General features: G+C 65.2%; 24 protein-coding genes. 5 read left to right on the top strand and 19 right to left on the bottom strand.

The annotated features are described in order from the left end of the window. Positions 1-55: 55 nt before the first annotated feature. Together BT183_RS04930 and BT183_RS21130 are read right to left on the bottom strand one after the other, a co-directional pair. Positions 56-733 (bottom strand): tellurite resistance TerB family protein, encoded by a 678-nt coding sequence (locus BT183_RS04930; RefSeq protein ID WP_072339541.1) that lies wholly within the window; start codon positions 731-733, stop codon positions 56-58. Positions 734-888: 155 nt separating this feature from the next. Then, positions 889-1,251 (bottom strand): hypothetical protein, encoded by a 363-nt coding sequence (locus tag BT183_RS21130; protein ID WP_072339539.1) that lies wholly within the window; start codon positions 1,249-1,251, stop codon positions 889-891. Positions 1,252-1,387: 136 nt separating this feature from the next. Between BT183_RS21130 and BT183_RS04920 the strand changes: the two genes are divergently transcribed. Together BT183_RS04920 and tviB are read left to right on the top strand one after the other, a co-directional pair. Beyond that, positions 1,388-2,401 (top strand): NAD-dependent epimerase, encoded by a 1,014-nt coding sequence (locus BT183_RS04920; RefSeq protein WP_072339537.1) that lies wholly within the window; start codon positions 1,388-1,390, stop codon positions 2,399-2,401. 1 nt (position 2,402) lies between these two features. Beyond that, positions 2,403-3,683 carry a Vi polysaccharide biosynthesis UDP-N-acetylglucosamine C-6 dehydrogenase TviB gene (gene tviB, locus BT183_RS04915; RefSeq protein ID WP_072339535.1) on the top strand — a complete coding sequence of 427 codons (1,281 nt, stop codon included), beginning with the start codon at positions 2,403-2,405 and terminating at the stop codon, positions 3,681-3,683. A gap of 155 nt (positions 3,684-3,838) precedes the next feature. Here tviB and BT183_RS04910 read toward each other — a convergent pair whose 3' ends face one another. From BT183_RS04910 to BT183_RS04875, 8 genes are all read right to left on the bottom strand, one after another. Next, positions 3,839-4,540: an SH3 domain-containing protein gene (locus BT183_RS04910; RefSeq protein WP_072339533.1), complete on the bottom strand. Its 702-nt coding sequence runs from the start codon at positions 4,538-4,540 to the stop codon at positions 3,839-3,841. Between the two features lie 189 nt (positions 4,541-4,729). Then, complete coding sequence (locus BT183_RS04905) at positions 4,730-5,128, bottom strand: MGMT family protein (RefSeq protein ID WP_072339531.1); 399 nt, start codon at positions 5,126-5,128, stop codon at positions 4,730-4,732. An 11-nt stretch (positions 5,129-5,139) separates the two neighbouring features. Then, positions 5,140-5,526, bottom strand: coding sequence for an acyl-CoA thioesterase (locus BT183_RS04900; protein ID WP_072339529.1), 387 nt, complete (start codon positions 5,524-5,526; stop codon positions 5,140-5,142). A 3-nt stretch (positions 5,527-5,529) separates the two neighbouring features. Beyond that, on the bottom strand, positions 5,530-6,120 hold the full coding sequence (locus BT183_RS04895) for a thymidine kinase (RefSeq protein ID WP_072339527.1): 591 nt from the start codon (positions 6,118-6,120) through the stop codon (positions 5,530-5,532). Between the two features lie 99 nt (positions 6,121-6,219). Beyond that, complete coding sequence (locus BT183_RS04890) at positions 6,220-7,458, bottom strand: aminotransferase class V-fold PLP-dependent enzyme (RefSeq protein WP_072339525.1); 1,239 nt, start codon at positions 7,456-7,458, stop codon at positions 6,220-6,222. A 118-nt stretch (positions 7,459-7,576) separates the two neighbouring features. Continuing rightward, positions 7,577-8,290: a Spy/CpxP family protein refolding chaperone gene (locus BT183_RS04885; RefSeq protein WP_072339523.1), complete on the bottom strand. Its 714-nt coding sequence runs from the start codon at positions 8,288-8,290 to the stop codon at positions 7,577-7,579. A 158-nt stretch (positions 8,291-8,448) separates the two neighbouring features. Beyond that, positions 8,449-8,877: a CBS domain-containing protein gene (locus BT183_RS04880; RefSeq protein ID WP_072341547.1), complete on the bottom strand. Its 429-nt coding sequence runs from the start codon at positions 8,875-8,877 to the stop codon at positions 8,449-8,451. A gap of 93 nt (positions 8,878-8,970) precedes the next feature. Then, positions 8,971-9,342: a hypothetical protein gene (locus tag BT183_RS04875; protein WP_072339521.1), complete on the bottom strand. Its 372-nt coding sequence runs from the start codon at positions 9,340-9,342 to the stop codon at positions 8,971-8,973. Positions 9,343-9,476: 134 nt separating this feature from the next. On the opposite strand from BT183_RS04875, the gene BT183_RS20695 reads away from it, so the two are divergent. Together BT183_RS20695 and BT183_RS04870 are read left to right on the top strand one after the other, a co-directional pair. Continuing rightward, positions 9,477-9,617, top strand: coding sequence for a hypothetical protein (locus BT183_RS20695; RefSeq protein ID WP_177282391.1), 141 nt, complete (start codon positions 9,477-9,479; stop codon positions 9,615-9,617). Between the two features lie 70 nt (positions 9,618-9,687). Next, positions 9,688-10,890, top strand: a complete 1,203-nt coding sequence (locus BT183_RS04870) for a pyridoxal phosphate-dependent aminotransferase (RefSeq protein ID WP_072339518.1) — start codon at positions 9,688-9,690, stop codon at positions 10,888-10,890. 1,000 nt (positions 10,891-11,890) lie between these two features. Here the strand turns inward: BT183_RS04870 and BT183_RS04865 are convergent. From BT183_RS04865 to BT183_RS04850, 4 genes are all read right to left on the bottom strand, one after another. Further along, positions 11,891-12,790 (bottom strand): LysR family transcriptional regulator, encoded by a 900-nt coding sequence (locus tag BT183_RS04865; protein ID WP_072339516.1) that lies wholly within the window; start codon positions 12,788-12,790, stop codon positions 11,891-11,893. A 3-nt stretch (positions 12,791-12,793) separates the two neighbouring features. Next, on the bottom strand, positions 12,794-13,744 hold the full coding sequence (gene trxB, locus BT183_RS04860; RefSeq protein ID WP_072339514.1) for a thioredoxin-disulfide reductase: 951 nt from the start codon (positions 13,742-13,744) through the stop codon (positions 12,794-12,796). Positions 13,745-13,906: 162 nt separating this feature from the next. Further along, a complete protein-coding gene (gene greA / locus BT183_RS04855) occupies positions 13,907-14,380 on the bottom strand; it encodes a transcription elongation factor GreA (protein WP_072341544.1) in 474 nt (157 codons plus the stop codon). Positions 14,381-14,621: 241 nt separating this feature from the next. Further along, positions 14,622-14,831: a cold-shock protein gene (locus BT183_RS04850; RefSeq protein ID WP_046137439.1), complete on the bottom strand. Its 210-nt coding sequence runs from the start codon at positions 14,829-14,831 to the stop codon at positions 14,622-14,624. Between the two features lie 414 nt (positions 14,832-15,245). Between BT183_RS04850 and BT183_RS04845 the strand changes: the two genes are divergently transcribed. Next, complete coding sequence (locus BT183_RS04845) at positions 15,246-16,247, top strand: class I SAM-dependent methyltransferase (protein ID WP_072339512.1); 1,002 nt, start codon at positions 15,246-15,248, stop codon at positions 16,245-16,247. Positions 16,248-16,347: 100 nt separating this feature from the next. Here the strand turns inward: BT183_RS04845 and BT183_RS04840 are convergent, their stop codons facing one another. From BT183_RS04840 to BT183_RS04820, 5 genes are all read right to left on the bottom strand, one after another. Beyond that, on the bottom strand, positions 16,348-17,274 hold the full coding sequence (locus tag BT183_RS04840) for a hypothetical protein (RefSeq protein ID WP_072339510.1): 927 nt from the start codon (positions 17,272-17,274) through the stop codon (positions 16,348-16,350). Continuing rightward, complete coding sequence (locus tag BT183_RS04835; RefSeq protein ID WP_072339508.1) at positions 17,271-17,837, bottom strand: hypothetical protein; 567 nt, start codon at positions 17,835-17,837, stop codon at positions 17,271-17,273. The genes BT183_RS04840 and BT183_RS04835 overlap by 4 nt, the downstream gene beginning before the upstream one ends. A 95-nt stretch (positions 17,838-17,932) precedes the next feature. Continuing rightward, a complete protein-coding gene (locus BT183_RS04830; RefSeq protein WP_072339506.1) occupies positions 17,933-18,274 on the bottom strand; it encodes an iron chaperone in 342 nt (113 codons plus the stop codon). An 88-nt stretch (positions 18,275-18,362) separates the two neighbouring features. Continuing rightward, entirely contained in the window at positions 18,363-21,680 is a 3,318-nt protein-coding gene (carB, locus tag BT183_RS04825; RefSeq protein WP_072339504.1) for a carbamoyl-phosphate synthase large subunit, read from the bottom strand. Between the two features lie 184 nt (positions 21,681-21,864). Beyond that, positions 21,865-23,583 (bottom strand): hypothetical protein, encoded by a 1,719-nt coding sequence (locus BT183_RS04820; RefSeq protein WP_143145665.1) that lies wholly within the window; start codon positions 23,581-23,583, stop codon positions 21,865-21,867. Positions 23,584-23,697 lie beyond the last annotated feature (114 nt).

Genomic DNA, 23,697 nt, shown 5'->3' with positions numbered 1-23,697 from the left:
CTTGCCGAGAGTGCCGCGCAAGACGGAACACCGGTGTAACCGGCCCCGAGCCCGATCAGACGTTGCTGGGCGAGGGCGTATAGCTCCATGGCGAGGGAGCCGGTGCCGGCGCCTGCTGGCCTGCGGTGCGATGGATTTCGGCGACGAGGCCGGGGGCCAGGTTGAGCCTGCGTGCCAGATTGGCGAGATAGGCCTGCTCGGCTTCGGTATCGGCGGTGATCGCGACGAGCGAGGCCGCATAGATTTCCGCTGCGTGCTCGGGCGTATCGGCCCGGCGGATGACGGCCTCGATATCGAGGGGCGCATTGAGCTGGTCGAAGACGAAGGCCTTTTCGTCGGCCGAAAGCGGCATGGCTTCGAGGCGCTTGAAAATGGCCTGCTGCTCCTCGGCATCGATGCGGCCATCGGCCTTGGCGGCGGCGATCATGGCGCGGACGAGCGTCTTGCCCAGCTCTTCCTGCTCGGGCTCGGCGGCGGGAAAGAACGCGTCCTCGCGCGGTGAGGGAAGCGGTGAGGTGCCGGCCTGGGACTGCTGGTGCTTCTGCCAGGCCTGATAGGCGAGCCCGCCGACGGCGGCGAGGGCGCCCAGCTTGGCGCCGCCCTTGACCATCTTGCCGAGACCGCCCCCGCTCAGCAGCATGCCGGCGGCGAGGCCCGCGGCACCGGTCATTGCCTGCTTGCGGGTGTTCGGGTCGGTCTGCAGCGCCTTGACGATATCGTTGAAGTTGAACATTGGCCGATCCTGATGTGTGACCCTGCGCACTTAGGTATGGCGCGAGCCGCACGCAAGATGCGCCACCGCGCCTGGGGCCCAAATGCAAAGAACCCCGGATGGAGATCCGGGGTTCTTTGTGGCCTCAGGGAGGGGAGGCACGATGATCTGCCCGATTACTGGGCGACCGGGGCGGCCGGGGTCGGAGCGGTCTCGACCGGAGCGGCGGGAGCCGCGGGCTCAACCGGAGCCGGGGTCACGGGCTCGACCGGAGCCGGAGCGGTCTCGGCGGGCGCCATCGGGGTCGTAGTCATCGGGGTGGTCGTCGTGTCAGTCACCGGCGGGGGCGTGGTGATGTCGACATTGGTCGTGGCAGGGCCGGAATTGGCCGAGAACACGAGATAGCCGATGGCGAGGAGGGCCAGCGCCACGATGATGCCGACGAACCAGCCGGTGGAGCTGGATTCACGGGTGTAGACGGGGCGGGCGGTGGTGGTGGTGGTTTCGTTGTAAACGGTTTCGCGTTCCGGGATAGCCATTGTGTTTTTCCTTCTTTGCTACCGTATGGCGAAAAAACGCGGTCCCCGGAGTTTCGTTCCAAACTTCGTGAACAGATCAGATTGACCGTGACTTTCGCAAACTCTACCAGTGGCGGGAAACAGGCTGGGGTGAACGATGCGCGTTTTGGTGACCGGCAGCGCCGGCTTCATCGGCTATCACACGACGCGCCGGTTGCTCGATCGTGGCGACAGCGTGGTCGGGGTCGACAATCTCAACCCCTATTACGATCCCAGGCTGAAGCAGGCGCGGCTGGCGCAGCTGCGCGCGGCCGGCGGGGAGCGGTTCGGCTTCCACGAGATCAACATCGCCGACAAGGCCGCCATGGAGGCGGTGTTCGCGGGCGATCGCTTCGACCGGGTGATCCATCTCGCCGCGCAGGCGGGGGTGCGCTACAGCCTCGAAAATCCGCTCTCCTATGTGGAGAGCAATATCACGGGCTTCACCCATCTGCTCGAATGCTGCCGGTATGGCGCGGTGCCGCACCTCACCTATGCCTCGACCAGCAGTGTCTATGGCGCCAATACGAAACTGCCGTTCTCGGAAGCCGAGGGCGTCGACCACCCATTGCAGTTCTATGCGGCGACCAAGCGCGCCAACGAGTTGATGGCGCACAGCTACAGCCATCTGTTCCGCCTGCCGACGACGGGCCTGCGGTTCTTTACCGTTTACGGGCCGTTCGGGCGGCCGGACATGGCGCTGTTCCTGTTCACCAAGGCCATCCTTGCCGGGGAGCCGATACGGCTCTTCAACAATGGCAACCACATGCGCGATTTCACCTATGTCGCCGATGTGGTGGAGGCAGTGGTGCGCGCGAGCGATGCCATCGCGGCACCGGACCCTAACTGGGACGCCTCGAACCCCGATCCGGCCGCGAGCAATGCGCCGTTCCGCATCTTCAATGTCGGCAACAACAGCCCCGTGCAGCTGGTGGATTATGTCGACGCGCTGGAAGAGGCGCTCGGGCGCAAGGCGATCCGCGAATATCTGCCGCTCCAGCCCGGCGATGTGCCCGATACGCATGCCGATGTCAGCCGCCTGACCCGCATGCTGGGCGACTGGGAGCGGACGCCGGTGAAGGTCGGCGTGGCGCGGTTCGCAGCGTGGTATCGCAGCTATTTCGGAGTGTGATATGCCCCTGGGGCTCGACGATCTGAAGCTCGCCATCATCGGGCTGGGCTATGTCGGACTGCCGCTGGCTGCGGCCTTTGGCGGGGTGCGGCCGGTGATCGGCTTCGACATCAACGCGGCGCGCATCGCCGAGCTCGAGGCCGGCCACGACCGCACCAACGAGATGAGCGGGGAGGAACTGGCCGAGGCCACGGCGCTGCGCTTTGCCAGCGATCCGGCAGCGCTTGGCGAGGCAAACACCTTCATCGTCACGGTGCCGACGCCTATCGATGCCTACAAGCGGCCAGACCTTGGGCCGCTGCTGTCGGCCAGCCGCACCGTGGGGCGGGCGCTGAAGCCGGGCGGGCTCGTGATCTATGAATCCACCGTCTATCCCGGCGCGACCGAGGATGATTGCGTGCCGGTGCTGGAAAGAGAATCCGGGCTGGTCTTCAACCGCGATTTCTTCGTGGGGTATTCGCCCGAACGCATCAACCCCGGCGACAAGACGCACAGGCTGCCCGATATCCGGAAGGTGACATCGGGCTCGACGCCCGAGGTGGCGGAGCTCGTGGATGCGCTTTATCGCACGGTGGTGCGAGCGGGCACGCACAAGGCGCCCTCGATCAAGGTGGCGGAGGCCGCCAAGGTGATCGAGAACACCCAGCGCGACGTCAATATCGCGCTCGTCAACGAGCTGGCGCTGATCTTCAACCGCATGGAGATCGATACCCAGGCGGTGCTGGAGGCGGCGGGCAGCAAGTGGAACTTCCTGCCGTTCAGGCCCGGGCTGGTGGGCGGACACTGCATCGGGGTCGATCCCTATTACCTGACGCACAAGGCGCAGGCGATCGGCTACCATCCCGAGATGATCCTTGCCGGCCGGCGGATCAATGACGGCATGGGCAGCTATGTCGCAGCGCAGCTGGTGAAGGCGCTGATCCGGCGCAATGTCGAAGTCGGTCGCAGCCGGGTGCTGGTGATGGGGCTTGCCTTCAAGGAGGACGTGCCCGATCTGCGCAATTCGCGCGTGGTGGATATCGTGGCCGAGCTCAAGAGCTTCGGCTGCACGGTCGAGATCACCGACCCGATGGTCGATGCCGACGAAGCGATGCATGAATATGGGCTCACCCTGACCGACACGCCCGAGCCGGGCAGCTATGACGGCATCGTGGTGGCGGTGGCGCACAAAGCGTTCCGCGCTTTGGGCTCCGAGGGGATCAGGGCGCTGGGGCGGTCGGGTGGAGTGGTCTATGACCTCAAGCACATCCTGCCGCGCGAGGACGCGGACCTGCGGCTCTAGCCACTCTCGATGGCGCATGAAAAAGGGCACCGCATCGAAATGCGGTGCCCCCTGATCCGGGCTGGAGGTCAATCCGTGGCAATGCCACTCAGCCGTGGCTGGTGGGAGACCGGGTCGGCGATGGTGGATCGCCGAGACCCCCGATCTCCTGCCGGTCAGCGGTTAACCCGGATCGAAGAGATCTGGTCGTTCAGGCGGCCGAGCGAACGGGTGCTGGTGGTGTAGGTGCGGCAGGTGCCGCGGAAATCAGCATGTTCGCAGACCGTGACGCTCAGCCGATCATTGTCGATCGACGAGATGCGGTCGTTCCAGTTGCCGAAACGCGCCAGGTTGTTGATGGAATCGCCGGCATTCATGCAGAAGCTGCGGCCGGCATAATCGGCATGCTCGTAAAAGCAGGCCTCGCGATCGGGACGGCCGGGGCGATCCGGACGGTCAGGACGCGGCGGATTGAAGCCCGGGGTGCCGATGCCGATCGACACGCCGCCGGGTCCGATCTGGACGCCGAAGCCGACATCGGGACGCGAGGGCTCGGGACGGCTGGGTTCGGGCCGCGACGGGCCGGGACGGCTCGGACCGGCATAGGAGAGGTAGCTGGCAGAGACCCAGCCGCTGATATTGGCGCCCTGAACATAACAGAAGCTCGACTGGCACTCGCCCACATCGATATCCTGGCCGGCGCGCAGCTGGCCGACGACGCCGAAGCCGGTGCCCGGACCCGAGCGCACATTGACATTGGCCGTAGCCTCGGCCGGCGCGGCCTGCGCCATGGCAGGCGTGAACACCACGGCAGCGGTCGCGGCAAGCGCGACGCCGGTGGCGATGTTGAGAACAAGTTTGCGGGTACGGGCCTTCATGTGACGCTCCTGACGGGCCAACTGACCAAGTCGGCTCTTATAACGGGCTGGTTTTCAAGTTAGTTCCAACGCCGATGCTTGCATTCGACGCTCATCGTTAACCGGTGATTTGGAACCAACCGCTGGGGCCCATTAACGGCAACGGGGCTGAACCCCATCTGAACGAAGCGTGCAGTATTGGACGGGCGCTCAGCTCCCGCGAACGCGTTTTGCAGGCGGCGCATCCGGCGGGCGGGTTTGCGGCGGAAGGCCATGGGGCAGCTCGGCCACGCGCCTGCAGAGAGCTTCGAAGTCGAGCAGGTTTTCGCCGAGGAAACCATGACCTTCGCGCCGGAGGCGTTCCCGTTGCGCATCGCCTCTCTTTCCCTTGCGAGACGCCCCCAGCGTTCCGTCCGAAGCCAGAACGCGATGCCATGGGATGGTTTCGGCCTCGATCGGTGTAAGGGTGGCGAGGATATAAGCGGCCTGGCGCGCGGAAATGTCCAGATGGCCGGCAAGGTCGGCGTAAGTGATCACAGCACCAGGGGGCACGCTGCGAACGATTTGGAGCAGGTCGGACTTTATGCGAGCAAAGAACGGCGACGCCATCGCCTCTCACCCTAGCTCGAGATGAGGCGCTTCCTGCCGTCTTCGCCCAGCGCGACATAAACGAACTGGCCATCAGTGACCTTGACCCGGTCGCCCAGCCGTTCGCGTTTGACCCAGGCTTCGATGGCGATGGTGATCGAGGTCTTGCCGACGCGCTCGACCGAGCAGTAGACGCAGAGGATATCGCCGACCTTGACGGGGGCGATGAAGGTCATTGCCTCGACGGCGACGGTGACCACCCGGCCCTTGACGCGCTCGACGGCGGCGATGGCGCCGGCGATGTCCATCTGGCTCATCACCCAGCCGCCGAAGATATCGCCGGCCGGGTTGGTATCGGCCGGCATGGCTAGCGTGCGGATGGTCAGTGCGCCGCGGGGTTCAGTGGAAGTGCCCTGCATGGTTCAAGCCCTCGTCCAACGTCCGGTGCGTTCTTCCCAATGCCGGCGGCACAGGGACAAATAGCGCTCATTGCCGCCGATATCGACCTGGTCGCCCTCGGTGATGACGGCGCCCTGTGCGTTCAACCGCACCACCATGGTGGCCTTGGCCCCACATTCGCAGATGGTGCGGATTTCTCGCAGGGAATCGGCGATGGCGAGCAGCTCCGATGAGCCTGGAAAGAGCCGGCCCTGGAAATCGGTGCGCAGGCCATAGCACATCACCGGCACGCCGAGCCGATCGGCGACGCGCGCCAACTGCCACACCTGATCGGCGGTGAGAAACTGGGCTTCGTCGACAAGGATGCAATGCAGCGGCCCGCTTTTGAGCAGGGCCTCGACCTTGGCGAACAGATCGTCGGTGGCATTGAACAGGTCGGCGGTTTCGCTGAGCCCGAGCCGCGAGGCGATGACGCCCTTGCCGGCCCGATCATCGAGCGCCGCCGTGAGCAGCAGCGTCTGCATGCCGCGCTCGCGATAATTATAGGCCGCCTGGAGGAGGAGGGTGGATTTGCCGGCATTCATCGCCGCATAGGAGAAGTAGAGCTTGGCCATGCCGTTCCCGTGCCGTCTATGCCGGTCTTTTGCCTCGACACGGGCGAGGCCGCGAGATGGCGGGCGGCGCCCTCCACAGGATAGTGCCGCCCAGGAGCCTCATTGCAGCACGGCATCGAGCGCCGTGATCAGGCGCTGCACCTCGTCGGGGTGGGTGTAGTGGGTGAAGGAGAGGCGCAGCACGCCATGCTGGGGATCGATGCCGACCGCCTCGAGCAGGCGATAGGCATAGAAATGCCCGCCACCGGCCATGATGCCGTGCTCGGCAAGCTTTTGCGCGAGGACAACGCCGGGCTGGTCGGTCGCCAAAGATACGGTCGGCGCGCGGATGGCCGGATCGTCCGGGCCGATGAGGCGGATGCTGTTGCGACCCTTGAGGTAATCGAGCAGCGGGGCGAGGAGGGCCTGCTCCTGCTGGCGCATGGCCGAATGGGCGCGATGGAAGGGCGTGATGCCGGAAATGCCCGGACCCGCGATTTCCGCGACGGTTTCGAGATAATCGGCAATGCCGGCCGAAGCCGCGACCTGCGCATGGTCGGGACCGGCCGGGTTGAGCCGGTAGCGCAGCTTGCCCTCGTTGAAGAAATGACCCTGGTTGGGCAATTCCATCGCGAGGCCGGGACGCACGGCCATGATGCCCTGATGCGGGCCATAGGTCTTGTAGGCGGAAAACAGATAGATGTCGCAGCCCAGCGCAAGCACGTCGGGCAGGCCGTGGGGGGCGTAGGACACACCATCGACCACGGTGATGGCGCCGACGGAGCGGGCGCGGCGCACCACCTCTTCGACCGGGTTGATCTCGCCCACGATGTTGGAGCAATGGGGCATCGCCACCATGCGGACCTTGGCATCGATCAGCGGATCGAGCGCGGTAAGCGACAGGCGGCCGGTGGTGCGATCGACCTTCCACTCGCGCACGTCTACGCCGATGGCGGCGAGCTTGCGCCAGGCGCCCGAATTGGCCTCGTGATCCTGATTGGTGACGATGATGGCGTCGCCCGGCTTCAGCCAGCCCTCGAAAGCGCGGCCCAAAACATAGGTGTTGGCCGAAGTGGAGGGGCCGAAATGCACCCAGTCGACCGGCAGGTTCAGCGCCTGTGCGATGCGGCGATAGGCGAGATCCATCGCGTCGCCCGCCTCGCGCGAGGTGCCGTAGGCGCCATAGGGCTGGACCTTGGTGCTCCAGTAGAAATGCTTCATGCGGTTGAGCACGGGCGCGCAGGTATAGGAGCCCCCGGCATTCTCGAAGAACGCCTGATCCTGAAGGCCGGGCTGGCGGAAGGCCGGGAATTCCGCCCGGATGCGTGCGGGATCGAGAACGAGCTTAGGTTCTTGCATGGGGCGGATGGTCCGGCTGACGCTGCGACGGACGAAAGTGGTAATGGTTTAGCCCCGTATCGGCAACGGGGAAGCCCGGGGACGATGCCCCGGGCTTTGTCATCAATGGCGCAACGGATCAGCCCTGCGGGGCCGGAGCCGGAGCGTCGGCGGCGGGCGGCTGGGGAGCGGGCTGCATCCGGCCGCGCGGGCCCTGGTGATGCTGACGCCAGCCGCCACGGCCTTCGCCGCGACCGCCGCGCATCTCGCCCACGCGTTCGCGCGACGGAGGCGCCAGGAGCGCCGACTGCTCGGGGGTGAGGCTCGTGACGAACGCCTCATAGTCGGGCAGCACGGATTCGATGGCGGCGATGCGTGCCGATTCGACCGAGAGCCGGTCACGGATCGACTGAACCGGATCGGCGGCCGGCGCTGCGGTCTCGGCGGCCGGATCGGGGCGCAGCGTCTCGCAGCTGTCGGCGAGCCCGGTCTGGGCGGTGAGGGCCGAGGTGCGGAAGGCATCGAACAGCGGCTGCTGGGTGCCGCTCAGCTCGAGGCGGTGCGAGAGGCGCACGAGGCCGACTTCGAGCCGCTCGGCGGCGCGCGGCGCGCAGGAGAAGGAGACGAGCATGTCGGCCCGCCCTTCGCCGCGCATCTGCATGCCGGGGCCACGGCGGTCGCCGCGCATGGCCCGATCCGGACCGCGGGCATCGCCCCGCATCTGATCATGGCGATCGAAATTACGGCCCTGGCCTAAATCATGGGCCTGGACGGCGGGCACGGCGGCAAGGGCCATGGCGGCCACGGCGAGGGCGGCAAGGGAGCGGCCAGGCCGGAAGGAGAGGGAGGTCATGGGAGGATCCTTTGCATGGGAGCCGGCCGAACGCCGACGCCCTGACACTATCCCCCCGATCCCCACGTGATCATTGCCGTGAAATGAAGATTTGGACAGCTTGGTAATGTAGCGCCAGGGCAAGCCTTTAGCGTGCCATCCTCATGTCACGCTTCAACTCACGAGGCGATATAGTCGCGCAGCGCCGCCGCTTCCTGCTCCGTCAACTCGATCTTGCGCTTGACCACGTCGCCGATGGAGATGATGCCCACGAGGCTCTCGCCCTCGACCACCGGCATGTGGCGGATGCGCCGCTCGGTCATCATCTCGAGCACCTCGTCGAGCGAGGTCTGGCGCGTGCAGGTGACCACGGCGCGGGTCATGCTCTGGCTGATCGGGGTCGAGAGGAAGCTGTTGGGATCGCTGCCCATGCGGCGCACGATGTCGCGTTCGGACAGAATGCCCGCCACATGCCCGGCATCATCGACGACCACCACGGCACCGATCCGCCGCTGGTTGAGCACTGCTATGGCTGTGGCGATCAGCTCGGTGCTGCGCACCGTGTGAACCGTGCCGCCCTTGGTCTGCAAGATTGCTTCGACATGCATATCGGGGTCCTCCATCCGCCAAGGGATGTTACCGCAACGGCGCGGACCCACAAGCGCCGCTGTTTCGGCCTTTCGGACTATTGCGCCCCGTGATCAGGCGCGCGGCGGCGACCAGCCGGTGAGCGTACGCATCGGGCGGTCGTCGCGGATGCGGACCGGCCCGCGCGGGCTCAGCCGCACGGCTTCGGCGAGAATGGCGAGCACGAGGATGCAGAGCGGCACGAACAGCAGCACCACGGCGGTATCGATCTGGGGCGTCAACCGCTCGACCTGGGCCGGGAGCACGCCGGCGAGCAGCCCGATGCCTGCCGCAGCGATGGTGAGGGAGAACGAGATGACCGGGAGCCGGGGCCAGCGCACGAATTTGCCCCAGAGCTGACGGGGCGAGGGCCGCTGCGCCTTGCCGGCCTCCTCATGCTCTGGAGCAGGAGTGGCGGAGGCGGGAAGCGCGGTCACATCGGTCATAAGGGTACTCACTGGAATAACTTCAGGGTGAAGGCAGCGATCCAATGGCAGCCTTGTGCGTATTGGTGATGGAGCCGCAAAGGCGGAAGTGAGGCATTTCCGCGGCAACTGCGTTTCGTGAGGAGGCTTGAGCCATGCAATTGCATACGCGCATGACACTTATCCCGGTCACCATCTGCCTTGTGCTGGCGATCCTTCTGTCGATGCCGGCATCGGCGCAGCCGGTGACGATCTCGGTGACGACGGCGTCGAACACCTTGCTGCCGGGCGTCTGACCACGCGCTGCTGCTTGTCTCGGATCGGGGCAGGCACTAACAGTCGTCTCCTTGTTCAGGGGAGACTGAGATGGGTTTTCTGTCCGAGGCACTGGGCCGCATCCAGCCATCGGCAACCGTAGCCGTGACGCGCAAGGCCGCCGACTTGAAGCGGGCCGGGCGTGACGTGATCGCGCTGGCGGCCGGCGAGCCCGATTTTAACACGCCGCTGCATGTGCGCGAGGCCGCGATCGCGGCGATGAACGCCGGCCATACCCGCTACACCAATGTCGACGGCATTCCCGAGCTCAAGGAAGCGGTGGCCGGCAAATTCCGGCGCGACAACGGGCTGGATGTGACGGCGGCCGACTGCTTCGTCTCATCGGGCGGCAAGCAGATCATCTTCAACGCGATGATGGCGACGCTTAACCCCGGCGACGAGGTTGTGGTGCCGGTACCCTATTGGGTGAGCTATCCCGAGATCGTGCGCCTGTGCGGCGCGGAGCCGGTCTTCGCCGTCGCCGATGCCACGACGGGCTTCAAGCTTTCGCCCGAGGCGCTTGCCGCCGCGATCACGCCAAAGACCAAGTGGCTGATCCTCAACACGCCGTCGAACCCCACGGGAGCGGCCTATACGGCCGAGGAATTGCGCGGGCTGGCCGATGTGCTCTTGGCTCATGAGCATGTGCATATCCTCACCGACGATATCTATGAATGCCTCGTCTATGACGGCAGGGCCTTCGCGACCATCGCGGAGGTGGAGCCCAGGTTGCAGCCGCGCACGCTGACGATGAACGGGGTCTCGAAATCGCACGCCATGACCGGCTGGCGCATCGGCTATTGCACGGGCCCGCGCGAGCTGCTGGGCGCGATGCTGAAGCTGCAGAGCCAATCCACCACCAATCCCGCCTCGATATCGCAATGGGCCGCCGTGGCCGCGCTCGAAGGGCCGCAGGATTTTCTGGCCGATTGGCGAAAGACATTCCAGGGGCGCCGCGACATGGTGGCGGCTGGGCTCAATGCCGCCAACGGGCTGACCTGCCTCGTGCCCGAAGGCGCATTCTATGTGTTTCCCTCATGCGCGGCTCTGCTCGGACGCAAGAGCCGGTCGGGCATGACGCTCGCGACCGATGCCGATTTCGTCATCGCCCTGCTCGAAGAGACGGGCGTTGCGCTGGTGCAGGGCTCGGCCTTCGGCCTGCCGGGGCATTTCCGCCTCTCCTACGCCGCAGCCGACAGCGAATTGCAGCAGGCCGTGGCGCGCATCCAGGCGTTCTGCGACGGCATCGCCTGAACGAAAAAGGGCCCCGCTCGAGGGGAGAGCGGGGCCCTGGATCTGCGACAGAGCCGCAGATCAGAGAGAGGCGGTCAGGGAGGAGGAGGACCGCGATCTCTTGACCCGATATATGCGCCACGCCGGCCCCTTGGACAAATGCCGGTTCGGCAGGGCTGCCATGCAGGGGGTGGGCCGGTGGGGTGGGGGCGGGGCGGCGTGGATAGTGGTGGGGCCGGGGCGCGCCCGGGAACTGGATCCCGGCTTTCGCCGGGATGACGGGGAGAGGGTGGGATGATGGGAGATGAATCGGTAGACCAATGAGACGCTGCAGACCGGCTCGGAAACCGTCACCCAACGTCTCCCAAGCCCCCGTCATTCCGGCGAAAGCCGGAATCCATCTTCTTTCCTTTGCCTCATCAATCCGGGCACGCCGCCCCTCCAAAGTCAGTCCAGCCGACCGGCCAAAAAAAAGGCTCCATCCGAAGATGGAGCCTTGCGATCGAACCGAAGTTCAAATCTCAAAAGTGATGGCAAGTGGACGAGGGAGGAGGAAACGCCACTTGCCGGGTGGTATCCGTCGAGGGAGGAGGAACGACGGCTACCGGGTGTCGACTGGTCGGGACCGAGGGAGGAGGAGACGGCCGGACCGCATCGACAAGTACGAATATGATGGCATCGGCCGGTTTCAGCAATGCGGCCAAGGTCATGCCAGCTATGCGCCCCATGCAGGGAAGGGTCAGCAATGCTGCCCGATTAAGCATCAGCCTGCTTGCGTGGTCGGCAGCATGATAAAAGACTGTGCGGAAAAAATAAGGCCCCGCCTGAGGGGGAGGCGGGGCCAAGGGAGCGAGAGCATGACTCTCACTTGGAGGTACCGACATGGGTGGTGGAGGGAGGGGACCAACCGATGCCGATGCGCAGGAAATAGGCAGGGCAGGGTATTCGTTCAAGGCAGTGCGACAACATGCCAGCCATGCGCTGATCGCATGCGGCTGGCGACCCACTCAGGCGAGAGGGCTCAGAAGCTCCACTCACGCGCCTTGTTGACGAGAAAGTCGCGGAAGACCCCGACGCGCTTGGAGTTCTTGAGGGCCGGCGGGTAGACGAAATAGGCCTCGTATGAGGGAATATCGATGCCCGGAAGCACCCGATGCAGCGATTGCTCGTTCTCGGTGACGTAATCGGGCAGCATGGCGATGCCGATGCCGGCGCGCGCAGCCTGCATCATGCCGTAGATGGCATTGACCTTGAGCACAGGCCGACGCGGGCTGGAATCGGGCCGCCCCAAGCGCTCGAGGAAATTGATGTCGCCGAGATAAGAGGGCACCGGCTCGCCGAAGGTGATGACGCGGTGATTCTCGGAATCGAGGGCTTCGACCGTGCCGGGCTCGCCATGCCGGGCCAGATAGTCCTCGGACGCATAGAAGTGGTTGTGCACCGTGAACAGCTTGCGCTGGATCATCTCGGACTGGTTGGGCCGGTGCAGGCGGATGGCGACATCGGCCTCACGCATGGCGAGATCGAGCTCGGCATCGTTGAGGCGGATCTCGATCTGGATTTCGGGATAGAGCGGCAGGAACTCGTTGATGCGCGATGCCAGCCAGCTCGACCCGATGCCGACGGTGGTGGTAACCACGAGAGGCCCGGTGGGTACCTCCTGGCTTTCGGACATCTGGGTCTCGACCTGCTGGAGCTCCCAGTGCATGCGATGCGCGGTGCGAAACAGCTGCTCGCCGACCTCGGTCAGCACGAGCCCGCGGGCGTGGCGGATGAAGAGCTTGAGCTTGAGGTCATCCTCGAGTGCGGAAATCTGCCGCGATACCGCCGACTGGCTCATGTTGAGCTTTTCGGCGGCGTGGGTGAAGCTGCCGGCCTCGGCCGCGGTGTGGAAGATGCGGAGCTTGTCCCAATCCAGCATGGCCTATTCGGCCGCTTCTGCGAGTTCGTGAGCGGCGAGATATTTCTCGGCCTCGAGCGCGGCCATGCAGCCCATGCCCGCCGCCGTGACGGCCTGGCGATAGACATCGTCGGTGACGTCCCCCGCTGCAAAGACACCGGGAATATTGGTCTGGCTCGTGCCCGGCTTCACCTGGAGGTAGCCGCCCGGCTTCATGTCGAGCTTGCCCGAAAACACCGCGGTGGCGGGCGCATGCCCGATGGCGACGAAAATGCCATCGACCGCCAGCGTTTCGGTGGCGCCGGACACCAGATCGCGCAGCACTGCGCCATTGACCGAAGGGGGCATGGCGGCACCGGTGACGTCGGCGAGCTCCGTATTCCAGCGCACCTCGATCTTGGGATGCTTGAAGAGGCGCTGCTGCAGGATGCGTTCGGCGCGGAAGGAGTCGCGACGGTGGATGACCGTGACCTTGCTGGCGAAATTGGTGAGGAAGAGCGCTTCCTCGACGGCGGTGTTGCCGCCGCCCACCACAAGCACATGCTTGTTGCGGTAAAAGAACCCGTCGCAGGTGGCGCAGGCCGAGACGCCAAAGCCCTTGAACTTCTCTTCCGACGGCAGCCCAAGCCATTTGGCCTGCGCGCCCGTGGCGATGATGAGGGAATCGCAGGTGTAGCGCTTGCCGCTGTCGCCGGTGAGCACGAAGGGCCGGCGATCGAAATCGACCGATACGATGAGATCGTTCTCGATGCGGGTGCCCACATGCTCAGCCTGGGCCCGCATCTGCTCCATCAGCCAGGGGCCCTGGATGACATCGGCGAAGCCGGGGTAATTCTCGACATCTGATGTGATGGTGAGCTGACCGCCCGGCTGCATGCCGGCGATCATCAGGGGCTCGAGCATCGCACGCGCGGCGTAGATGGCGGCCGTGTAGCCCGCCGGGCCCGATCCTATGATGATGACTTTGGCGTGCATCGCGACGCTTTCTCCGCACTATCCGACCAAAGGCTAAGATAGGGCTTGGACGCCGGCCTGTTCAAGCCGGCTGGCACCAAAGTGGCGAGATGCCGCGCCGTGACGCACCGAAAAGCAACATTGCGGACCCCCTTCGGGCCCGCAATGCACGACATGTGGGAATCAGACGTATTTGAGGTCGAGAATTTCGTAGCCGCGCGAGCCGCCCGGCGCCATGACCTCGAACGAATCACCCACCTGCTTGCCGATCATGGCCCGGGCGATGGGCGAGGAAATCGAGATGCGGCCATTGCTGGCGTCGGCTTCCTGATCGCCCACGAGGGTGTAGGACTTCTCCTCGTCGGACCCTTCATCGACGATCCTGACCGTGGCGCCGAACTTGACGGTGTTGCCCGCGATCTTGGAGACATCGATGATATCGGCGAGCGCCAGTATGCCCTCGAGCTCCTGGATGCGGCCTTCGTTGAGGCTCTGCTGCTCCTTGGCGGCGCTGTACTCGGCGTTTTCCGACAGATCGCCATGGGCGCGCGCTTCGGCAATGGCCTCGATGATGCGCGGACGATCCTCGCTCGTGCGGCGGCGATACTCCTCCTGGAGTGCCGCATAGCCGGCGGGGGTCATGGGTATCTTGTCCATTGTCTCTTCCATGTCAAAATCGGCACGGGGGCCCATCGGGCCCTTGCGCCTCAGCGTGCTTGGGATATGTGGGCGAAGACTGCCTTTGCCGAAAAGGCCGGTCAAGCTGCCCAGGCGACATCGCATCGCCGCCTGCTGATATGGCGGGGCAGGGCGCGGATTTACAACCCGCAAAAGGCCCCAAAATCAAACGGCGCAGCCGGAGGCCGCGCCGAATTCTGTCGCAATCGCCGGTTTGATATCAGGCCGGAGACAGGTTATCGGCTGCGGACTTGCCGGTGCGCTTGTCCTTGACGATCTCGTAGTTGACCTTCTGCCCCTCATCGAGGCCATTGAGGCCAGACCGCTGCACGGCAGAAATGTGCACGAACACATCAGCCCCGCCCTCGTCGGGCTGGATGAATCCGAAGCCCTTCTGACCGTTGAACCATTTCACAGTGCCGGTAGCCATATAAGTCCCTCTCGCAGTCTATGCCGTGGCGGTCACCACCCCAATTGGGACGACCCAGCCAATCAAACGCCCGGAATGCACAGCCGTCATGGGCGCCAGTAACGCCCGCTGCCGACAGTACCGATCTATTCGACGCAGGGGACCGTAGCGCGAAACTTTGTTTTCGACAATATGGCAAGATGACGACAGCAAACGCCCCGGGAACCGAGGGTCCGGGTGGGCGAAAGCGGCGGCGGAGGACGGGGTGACCGGCGTGCGGCGTAAAGCGCAAGGCCGGTCGAGCCGCGATCGGAAACCCGACCATAGAGATTGAAGCCGGCACGGCAAGCGCCACCTGCCGGCGGGCATTGCTTTTCCCCCGGTTTTGGGGCAAATGCGCGCGCCGGCCTTCGCCGGTCCCTTTCCGGACCCATCGTGACCAAGACACTCCTGTCTTCTGGCGACCTGATCGCCGACCGCCGCGCGTCCTATGCGCAGATGCTCTTTATCGGCGGCGACCCCGCCGCAGCCGCCGACCTGATGGAACAGGCGCTCGAACGGGTGCCGGACTGGCCCGCCGGGCTCGACCTGCTCGGCCGGTTCCGGGAGGCGGCAGGCGATGTGGCCGGCGCCATCGCGGCGTGGCGTGAACTCGCCGCGCGCGACGCCGAAGGCATTTTCGGAGCCACACTCAAGCTCGCCGTACATGGCGCGGCGATCGCGCCCGACCGCACAGAGCCGGGCTATGTGGCGGCGCTCTTTGACACCTATGCCGATGATTTCGATGCCGCGCTGCTGCAGCGGCTGGGCTATCGGGTTCCGGGCCTCATCGCCGCGGGATTGAACGTGGCAATGGCGGATGCAGGTGTCGAGCGCGTCGCCAAGGCGCTCGACCTGGGCTGCGGCACCGGGCTCATGGGCGAGCATCTGCGGCGGCCCGTGTCGCATCTTACGGGCATCGACCTCTCGGCCGGCATGCTGGCCGAGGCGCGGCTCAAGGGAATCTATGACGAGTTGAGCGAGGCGGAACTCAACGCCTATCTCGCTGGCAGTGCCGATCTCGTCGATATCGTCACGGCGGCCGATGTGTTCGTTTATTGCGGCGCCTTGCCGCCGCTGTTCGAGGGCGTTGCGCGGGTGCTGCGTCCGGGCGGGCTCTTCGCGTTCTCGGTGGAAACCCATGCCGGGCCCGAGGCCTTCGTGCTGCGCCCGAGCCTGCGTTATGCGCATGGAAAGGCGGCGACGCTCGCGGCACTTTCAGAGGCGGGGTTCACCCTCATCTCGGCGCACGAGGAGGCTTTACGCGAGGATCGCGGCGAGCCGGTGATGGGGCTGGTTATCGTCGCGCGCCGCGCTGCCCAAGCAGCTGTCGCCGATCTGCGCCCGGCGGAGGCAGCCAAGGCGGAGACTGTCGAGGCAGCGCCGTCGCTGCATTGACAAGGCCGGCGCGTGACAGGCGCGCCGGCGTCTCTAAGTCTTTGTTTTTTCGCGTTTCCGGACGGCGAACCGGTATCCACTTCGCCTGGAAACGCTCCAGTCAGCGCGGAATGGCCGCGTTGAGCCAGTAGACCTCGCCGGCGACATCGATGCGGCGCACCAGCATGTCGCGGATGGAGTCGTCGTTGAGCTCGGTGTTGACCGACAGCGCGTCGACGACCAGCTCCTGCCCAAGATTGCGGTCGATCTCGTAAAAGCGGAAGGGCGTTGCGTCGCCGACCGCCTCGGGGTGTTCGCCGCCCGTCCAGAGATAGTCGCCGCCATCACTGGTGGCGAGATACTGGGCGATCTCGAGTTCGGCGATGGCCTGGGCCTCGGTGGCAACGCCATCGACGCGATCGAGGAAATTCGGCGTCCAGTCGGCAAGCACGGCATCGGCCTCCGACCATTCGGCGCGCGCGTCGAGCGTGGCGTCGGGATCGAGGCACGGCCGCCCGCCGCACTCATCGGACGCTGCTTCATCATCGCCGATATCGCGGGCGCTGACGTCGAGAAGTGCCGCGACCGACCCCATCACGGGGAAGAACACGAGGCGCCAGGCCCGGTGCGGCCCTTCGCCGAATTCGGAAAGCTCGGCGACGTTCTCGGCACCCAGTTGATCGACCAGCGCCGCGTGCAGCGCCGGACCCAGATTGTAGCGCCTGAGCTCGACGAAACTGTAGCGCGCCGGCGCACCATCCTCCTCGACGAGGACTTCGCCATAAGCGATGGAGGTGCGGGTGTGATCGAGGGCAGCGTCCGCCCCCGCAAGGAGGATGGCTTGCTCGACAGGGCCGACATTGCCACCGGGCGCTATCAGATCGGTGCGCGTCCACTGGCCGGCGAGCGTATCATTGGCGTCGGCCGCATCGGCAACGACGAAGCCCGGAGCGCCGATAAAGGCTGCGATCGTCTCGTCGATTTCAGCCGAAAGGGCAGGCGTGGCCACCGCAAGGGCGGCCACGAGAGCGGTTGCGCGCCGGATCATGAACCGAACCGCGACAGGGCGTTGAAATCGATGGCATTGGCATAAGCGAGCTTGTCGTCGCGGCCAGCGCCGCCTTCGATGGTGACAAGGAAGCGATTGGCGACCACGAAGGTCAGCTTGCCATCCTGATCTTCGAGCCCGTTCTGGCTGCCGACGCGCACTGGCTTGCCCATCGCCGACATCATCGCCGGGTTGGAGAAGATGCCGATGAACTGCCCGAGGATCGGGGAATCGCCGATCATCTCGACGCGGATATCGCCTGATCCGCCACTATAGCTGCGCGCTACCTGCATGCCGCCGCCGAACATCGCCATGCCGGCGCTTTCGCTCTCGATCTCTTCGGCCGTCCAGCCCGGCAGGGCGGCCGGCAGCAATTGAGCGAAGCGATCCGAATTCATCTGGCTGATGAGCTGGATGGCATAGTTGAGCGACTGGCTGGCGCCCGAGATATTCTGCGCCTCGTAAGCCTCGAGGGCCTCGCGGATGGTATCGCTGATTTCGTCGGCCTGTGCCGGTACGATCATGGCGGCGGCGATCAAGATCGCGACGATCTGCTTTTTCATTCTGGTCCCCAAACCAACTTTTGAACAACGACGATATTCAATAGGGGCTCAAGCTGAACGCAGCATGACTGGCGCGTTCACGCGCAATCGCCACGTTAGGGAGCGGCGATTCGAGCGCGGGCGATGGCCTCGATGAGGTCCATCGGAATGGGGTCTTTATAGAGGAAACGCACCGTGTCGCTGCCGCTGCGGAAGGGGGCGATGCGCTCTTCCAAGACCGGATCGGCGGGGTAGACCGGATAAAGGCCGAGATGCTTTTTCCACGCGCCGGCAAAGAGATAGGTGCCGGCATAGGAAAATTTCGGCATGCCGTATTTTACGGCTTCGACCACCTCCGGATCGATGGCGTGCATCAGATCTCGAACCTGCTCGATGATGTGAGCGGTGTGGGGTTCGAGGCTGGCGATGTAGGCGTCGACAGTGTCTGGCTTCGGCATGGTTCCCCCCGCTTTCGCTGGGGAGCATAGGCCGGATCAGCAACAGGCAGAAGTGGAGCGCCCCAAGACCGGGGCGCTCCTCTAAAACTCAGTCGCGAAAGTAATCCTGCAAGGGGCGCACGACGAGAGCGCCCTGCTGGTAGGCGATGATACCCTCCACCGCGGCGACCGCGCCGGGAATGGTGGTGTAATAGGGGATCTTGCCCATCAGCGCAGTACGGCGGATGTCGCGGCTGTCGGAGATCGACTTGGCGCCATCGGTGGTGTTGATCACCAGCTGCACGCCGCCATTCTTCATCGAATCGACGATATGCGGCCGGCCTTCGAGCACCTTGTTGACCTTGGTGGCGGCCACGCCGTTTTCGCTGAGATAACGCTGCGTGCCGCTGGTGGCGACGATTGTGAAGCCGGCGGCGACCAGCCGGCGCATCGATTCGATGACCAGCGCCTTGTCCTCGTCGCGCACCGAGACGAAAACCGTGCCCTGGCGCGGCACCTTGCTGCCGGCACCCATTTGCGACTTGGCAAAGGCCAGCGCGTAATCGAGATCGAGCCCGATGACCTCGCCGGTCGACTTCATCTCGGGGCCCAGCACCGTATCGACCCCGGGGAAGCGGTTGAAGGGGAACACCGCTTCCTTGACGCCCACATGGTTGAGCTTGCGCTCGGTGAGATTGAAGCTGGCAAGGCTTTCGCCGGCCATGATGCGCGAGGCGATCTTGGCGATAGGCGTGCCGATGACCTTGGCCACGAAGGGCACGGTACGCGAGGCGCGCGGATTGACCTCGAGGATGTAGATCACCCCGTCCTTGAGGGCGAACTGGATGTTCATCAGCCCGCCGACCTTGAGCGCGAGGGCGAGTTCGGTCGCCTGGCGCTTGAGTTCGGCGAGGGTGGCTTCATCGAGATGCTGGGGGGGCAGCGAGCAGGCGCTGTCGCCCGAATGGATGCCAGCCTCCTCGATATGCTCCATGATACCGCAGACGAACACGTCCTTGCCATCGGACAGGCAGTCGACATCGATCTCGATGGCGCGGCTCAAATAGCCATCGAACAGCAGCGGGTTTTCGGCCAGCACCGAATTGATCTGGCCGGTCTTGTCGTTGGGATAGCGCGACAGGATATCGGGCGGCACGAGGCTCGTAAGCGTGCCCTGCACATAGTGCTCGAATTCGGACGGCGAATGGACGATCTGCATCGCGCGGCCGCCAAGCACGTAGGACGGGCGGATGACGAGCGGATAGCCGAGCTTTTCGGCCACGAGGCGTGCCTGTTCGAGCGAATAGGCGATGCCGTTCTTGGGCTGGTTCAGCTCGAGCCGGCCGATGAGCTTGGAGAAGAGATCGCGGTCTTCGGCGAGGTCGATCGAGGAGGGCTGGGTGCCCAGGATCGGCACGCCGGCGCGCTCGACGGCATCGGCGAGGTTGAGCGGGGTCTGGCCGCCGAACTGCACGATCACCCCATGCAGCGTGCCGTTGGATTTTTCGAGCTCGAGGATCTCGACGACGTCTTCTTCCGTTAGCGGCTCGAAATAGAGCCGGTCGGAGGTATCGTAGTCGGTCGAGACCGTCTCGGGGTTGCAGTTGACCATGATGGTCTCATAGCCGGCCTCGGCGAGCGCGAAAGCGGCATGGCAGCAGCAATAATCGAACTCGATGCCCTGGCCGATGCGGTTGGGCCCGCCACCCAGGATCACCACCTTCTTGCGATCGGAGGGCCGCGCCTCGTTCTCGACCGTGCCGGCGAAGGGCACTTCGTAGGTGGAATACATGTAGGCGGTGGGTGACGCGAATTCGGCCGCCGAAGTGTCGATGCGCTTGTAGACCGGACGGACGCCCAGACCGGTGCGCAGCTTGCGCACATCGGAGGCCTTGAGGCCGGCGAGTTCGGCGAGGCGCGCATCGGAAAAGCCCATGGACTTGAGGCGCCGCATGGGAGCCGGCTGTTGGGGCAGGCCGAGCTGGCGGACCTTCTTTTCCATCTCGACGATGCCGTGGATCTGTTCGAGGAACCACGGATCGATCTTGCTCGCCTCATGAATGTCTTCGAGCGACATGCCGAGCCGCATCGCTTCGGCCACATGCAGCAGCCGCTGCGGGGTCGCCACGGCGACGGCGGCACGGATGGCGTTGCGGTTCTCGTCCTCATTGAGGCCGAGGCCGGGTATGCCGATCTCGTTGAGGCCGGTAAGCCCGGTCTCGAGGCTGCGCAGAGCCTTCTGCAGCGATTCCTGGAAGGTGCGGCCGATGGCCATCGCCTCGCCCACCGACTTCATCGATGTAGTGAGGCGGTTGTCGGCGCCCGGAAACTTCTCGAAAGCGAAGCGCGGGATCTTGGTGACGACGTAGTCGATGCTGGGCTCGAAGCTCGCCGGGGTCGCGCCGCCGGTGATGTCGTTTTCGAGCTCGTCGAGCGTATAGCCGACGGCAAGCCGGGCCGCGACCTTGGCGATGGGGAAGCCCGTGGCCTTGGATGCGAGCGCCGAGGAGCGCGACACGCGCGGGTTCATCTCGATGACGATCATGCGCCCGTCGGCCGGGTTGATGGCGAACTGGACGTTCGAGCCGCCGGTTTCGACGCCGATCTCGCGCAGAACCGCGAGCGAGGCATCGCGCATCACCTGATATTCCTTGTCGGTGAGCGTGAGGGCGGGGGCAACCGTGATCGAATCGCCGGTATGCACGCCCATCGGATCGAGGTTCTCGATCGAGCAGATGATGATGCAGTTGTCGTTCTTGTCGCGAACGACCTCCATCTCGTATTCTTTCCAGCCGAGGACGCTTTCCTCGATCAGGACTTCATTGGTGGGCGAGGCGTCGATGCCGCTCTCGCAGATGGTGAGGTATTCCTCGCGGTTGTAGGCGATGCCGCCGCCGGTGCCGCCGAGCGTGAAGCTCGGGCGGATGATGGCAGGCAGGCCGATGACGTCGAGCGCCTGCAGGGCCTCGATGGTGTTGTGGGCGAGCATCGAGCGCGGGGTCTCGAGCCCGATCTTCTTCATGGCATCGCGGAAGAGCTCGCGATCCTCGGCCTTGTCGATGGCATCGGCGGTGGCGCCAATCATCTCGACGTTGAATTGATCGAGCACCCCCATCTTGCGCAGCGACAGCGCGCAGTTGAGCGCAGTCTGGCCGCCCATGGTGGGCAGGAGCGCGTCGGGGCGCTCCTTCTCGATGATCTTGGCGACGACCTCGGGGGTGATCGGCTCCATATAGGTGGCGTCGGCCAGATCCGGATCGGTCATGATCGTCGCCGGATTGGAGTTGACCAGGATGATCCGGTAGCCTTCGTCCTTGAGCGCCTTGACCGCCTGGGTGCCGGAATAGTCGAATTCGCACGCCTGCCCGATGATGATGGGCCCGGCACCGATGATGAGGATCGATTTGATGTCGGTGCGTTTGGGCATGGGTCCTGTCTCAGCTTTGTGACGCGAAACCGGCTCTGGAAGCCGGGCTGCCTGCATTGAGGCCGGCGCGCGCCATCGCCTGGCGCTGTTGCACGCAGGAAAAGGCGCGTCCGATGTGGTTAGGAGCGCTCCTTAGCCGAAGCGCGAGAGGATTTCCAGCGCCGAGGCGCGCCAATTCAACGCATCAGCGGGTGGGTGCGGCGGCGACCCAGGCACGCGGCAGGTAGCCATAGGCATCGACCGGCCAGACTTCACCGGCCGGAATGACCGGGCGCGCGCCCTCGCAACTCCACATGCCACCGGGGGCGGCGATGTTGCGGGTGCCGGGATTGGCCTGGCAATAGGCGATCATCTGCTGGGCATTGGGTGTCACCGAGCAGACGGCGCCCGAGGTCTCGATGCACACGTAAACCTTGCTGTCGGCGCAGCGCCAGCGTGCCGGAGCCGACATGGCGCCGCGCATCTGGCGCAGATTCTGCACCATGGCGAGGGGAAGGTCGGCCTGGATCAGGCTGGGATCGGGACGATGATCGGTACCGCGCGCGGCGCAATAGGCGAAGGGATCGGCAAAGCTGTTCGACGCGGTCTGGACCGAAGCGAGGCTCGCAACCTCGTCACGCTGCGCCGAGCGCTGGATGCGGGGCCGCGGGAAGGGAGTAGGACCGGCCGGCGCGGCGACAGCGGCGACCGGGGCCGGCGCGGACAGGAAGGCATCGGATGGCACGGGAGACGGCACGCCGACCTGTCGCGGTGCAACGGCTGCGCCCTGCGACGGGACGAGGGCATTGGCGGGTGCGTTGGGATCGAACTGCAAGGGCTGGGTGTGGAGCGGCTCGGGCACCACGGGCGCCGACGAGAGGCTGGCAACGGCGGTGGGCAGGGCCCGGCCGGCACTGGTTGCAGTGATCAGCGCATCGAGCGACGGCACGTTCTGAATCGCGGTCGGCTGGGACGGGGGGGCCGGCGCGATGACGGGAACGGGCGGCATGGGCTGGGCGGACTGCGTCGCGACAGCACCGCTCTGGGTGCGTCCGAACAAAAGCGACTCGGGGCCTCGCAGGTAATCAACCGTAACGAGCCCGCCAAGCCCGCCCACGAAAATCAATGCAAAGGCGGCCTGGAGGAAACCAGCGACCCGCGTGCTCCAGCTGCCCTGGGCGCGCTCGAGGAGGGCATATTCGGCCTCGTAGCCCTGGCGATAACCACGCGCCGCGCCCATCTGGCGGCCATCGGGATCGGTGGGATCGACGCGGAACTCGATCGAGTGATCCTCGAAATATTCGGGCTGCACATCGCGGCGAGGGCGGGAAGCCGGTGCAGGCTCGACCCGGCGGGCACGGACGGGCTCTATCGCGACCGGGGCCGGCGCCACGGCGGCACGCATCACGGGCTGCGGACGCGGTGCGGGACGACGACGAACGGGAGCAGGCTCCTCTTCGATCTCATCGTCGTCGGCGCTCTCGTCAACGAAGCGTTCGCGCATCAGGCGCGGCCGGTTGCGGGCCGGCTTCTGGCGGCTGGGCAGGGAAAAGAGCGACGAAAGATCGGGCCCATCGGGCAGCACGCCACTGTCGGCAACGAAGGCCACGATGGCACCGGCCACCGAAAGCAGGATGGCGATGCCGATGGCCGGGGTGACGTGATTGCCTGTGGCGACCCCCACCAGCAGCCAGCATACGGCGCCGGCAAGCATGACGATCGCGCCGAGCCGGAGATTGCTGAGCGCGAGAACCGCCCCCCCGAGGCTGATCATCGGCACCACGAAGAGCGCGATCAGCAGTGCAAGGCGCACCAGCGTTCCGGCGGCCTCGAGGTCGAAACCGGCTGCGTGCGGCGCGAACAACCCCATCCAGAGCCCTACGGCGCCGGCAAGAAGACCACAGACGAGGGCTGCAATGCGCAACAGGCGAACTCCGACACGGGTACACAAGGCGGGCGCCACCCTCGAACTGGCGACGCGCGGGGAGATTAACAGGAAGTGAACTCAAGACAAGCGAGCCACCGTAGCAAGTGGGCC

Source organism: Devosia enhydra (assembly GCF_900119845.1).
Lineage (GTDB): Bacteria > Pseudomonadota > Alphaproteobacteria > Rhizobiales > Devosiaceae > FPKU01.
This window is presented reverse-complemented; position numbering and strand designations above follow the sequence as displayed.

Bases quoted from the DNA above. Each gene is read 5' to 3' on its own strand.
- BT183_RS04830 (WP_072339506.1), bottom strand. From the start codon at position 18,274: ATGCCGAAGCCAGACACTGTCGACGCCTACATCGCCAGCCTCGAACCC.
- BT183_RS04850 (WP_046137439.1), bottom strand. From the start codon at position 14,831: ATGGCTACCGGCACTGTGAAATGGTTCAACGGTCAGAAGGGCTTCGGA.
- BT183_RS04880 (WP_072341547.1), bottom strand. From the start codon at position 8,877: ATGCATGTCGAAGCAATCTTGCAGACCAAGGGCGGCACGGTTCACACG.
- carB (WP_072339504.1), bottom strand. From the start codon at position 21,680: ATGCCCAAACGCACCGACATCAAATCGATCCTCATCATCGGTGCCGGG.
- BT183_RS04895 (WP_072339527.1), bottom strand. From the start codon at position 6,120: ATGGCCAAGCTCTACTTCTCCTATGCGGCGATGAATGCCGGCAAATCC.
- BT183_RS04910 (WP_072339533.1), bottom strand. From the start codon at position 4,540: ATGAAGGCCCGTACCCGCAAACTTGTTCTCAACATCGCCACCGGCGTC.
- BT183_RS04835 (WP_072339508.1), bottom strand. From the start codon at position 17,837: ATGAAAAAGCAGATCGTCGCGATCTTGATCGCCGCCGCCATGATCGTA.
- BT183_RS04840 (WP_072339510.1), bottom strand. From the start codon at position 17,274: ATGATCCGGCGCGCAACCGCTCTCGTGGCCGCCCTTGCGGTGGCCACG.
- BT183_RS04885 (WP_072339523.1), bottom strand. From the start codon at position 8,290: ATGACCTCCCTCTCCTTCCGGCCTGGCCGCTCCCTTGCCGCCCTCGCC.
- BT183_RS04905 (WP_072339531.1), bottom strand. From the start codon at position 5,128: ATGGCGTCGCCGTTCTTTGCTCGCATAAAGTCCGACCTGCTCCAAATC.
- BT183_RS20695 (WP_177282391.1), top strand. From the start codon at position 9,477: ATGCAATTGCATACGCGCATGACACTTATCCCGGTCACCATCTGCCTT.
- BT183_RS04890 (WP_072339525.1), bottom strand. From the start codon at position 7,458: ATGCAAGAACCTAAGCTCGTTCTCGATCCCGCACGCATCCGGGCGGAA.
- BT183_RS21130 (WP_072339539.1), bottom strand. From the start codon at position 1,251: ATGGCTATCCCGGAACGCGAAACCGTTTACAACGAAACCACCACCACC.
- tviB (WP_072339535.1), top strand. From the start codon at position 2,403: ATGCCCCTGGGGCTCGACGATCTGAAGCTCGCCATCATCGGGCTGGGC.
- greA (WP_072341544.1), bottom strand. From the start codon at position 14,380: ATGGACAAGATACCCATGACCCCCGCCGGCTATGCGGCACTCCAGGAG.
- BT183_RS04920 (WP_072339537.1), top strand. From the start codon at position 1,388: ATGCGCGTTTTGGTGACCGGCAGCGCCGGCTTCATCGGCTATCACACG.
- BT183_RS04865 (WP_072339516.1), bottom strand. From the start codon at position 12,790: ATGCTGGATTGGGACAAGCTCCGCATCTTCCACACCGCGGCCGAGGCC.
- BT183_RS04930 (WP_072339541.1), bottom strand. From the start codon at position 733: ATGTTCAACTTCAACGATATCGTCAAGGCGCTGCAGACCGACCCGAAC.
- BT183_RS04875 (WP_072339521.1), bottom strand. From the start codon at position 9,342: ATGACCGATGTGACCGCGCTTCCCGCCTCCGCCACTCCTGCTCCAGAG.
- BT183_RS04870 (WP_072339518.1), top strand. From the start codon at position 9,688: ATGGGTTTTCTGTCCGAGGCACTGGGCCGCATCCAGCCATCGGCAACC.
- BT183_RS04900 (WP_072339529.1), bottom strand. From the start codon at position 5,526: ATGCAGGGCACTTCCACTGAACCCCGCGGCGCACTGACCATCCGCACG.
- trxB (WP_072339514.1), bottom strand. From the start codon at position 13,744: ATGCACGCCAAAGTCATCATCATAGGATCGGGCCCGGCGGGCTACACG.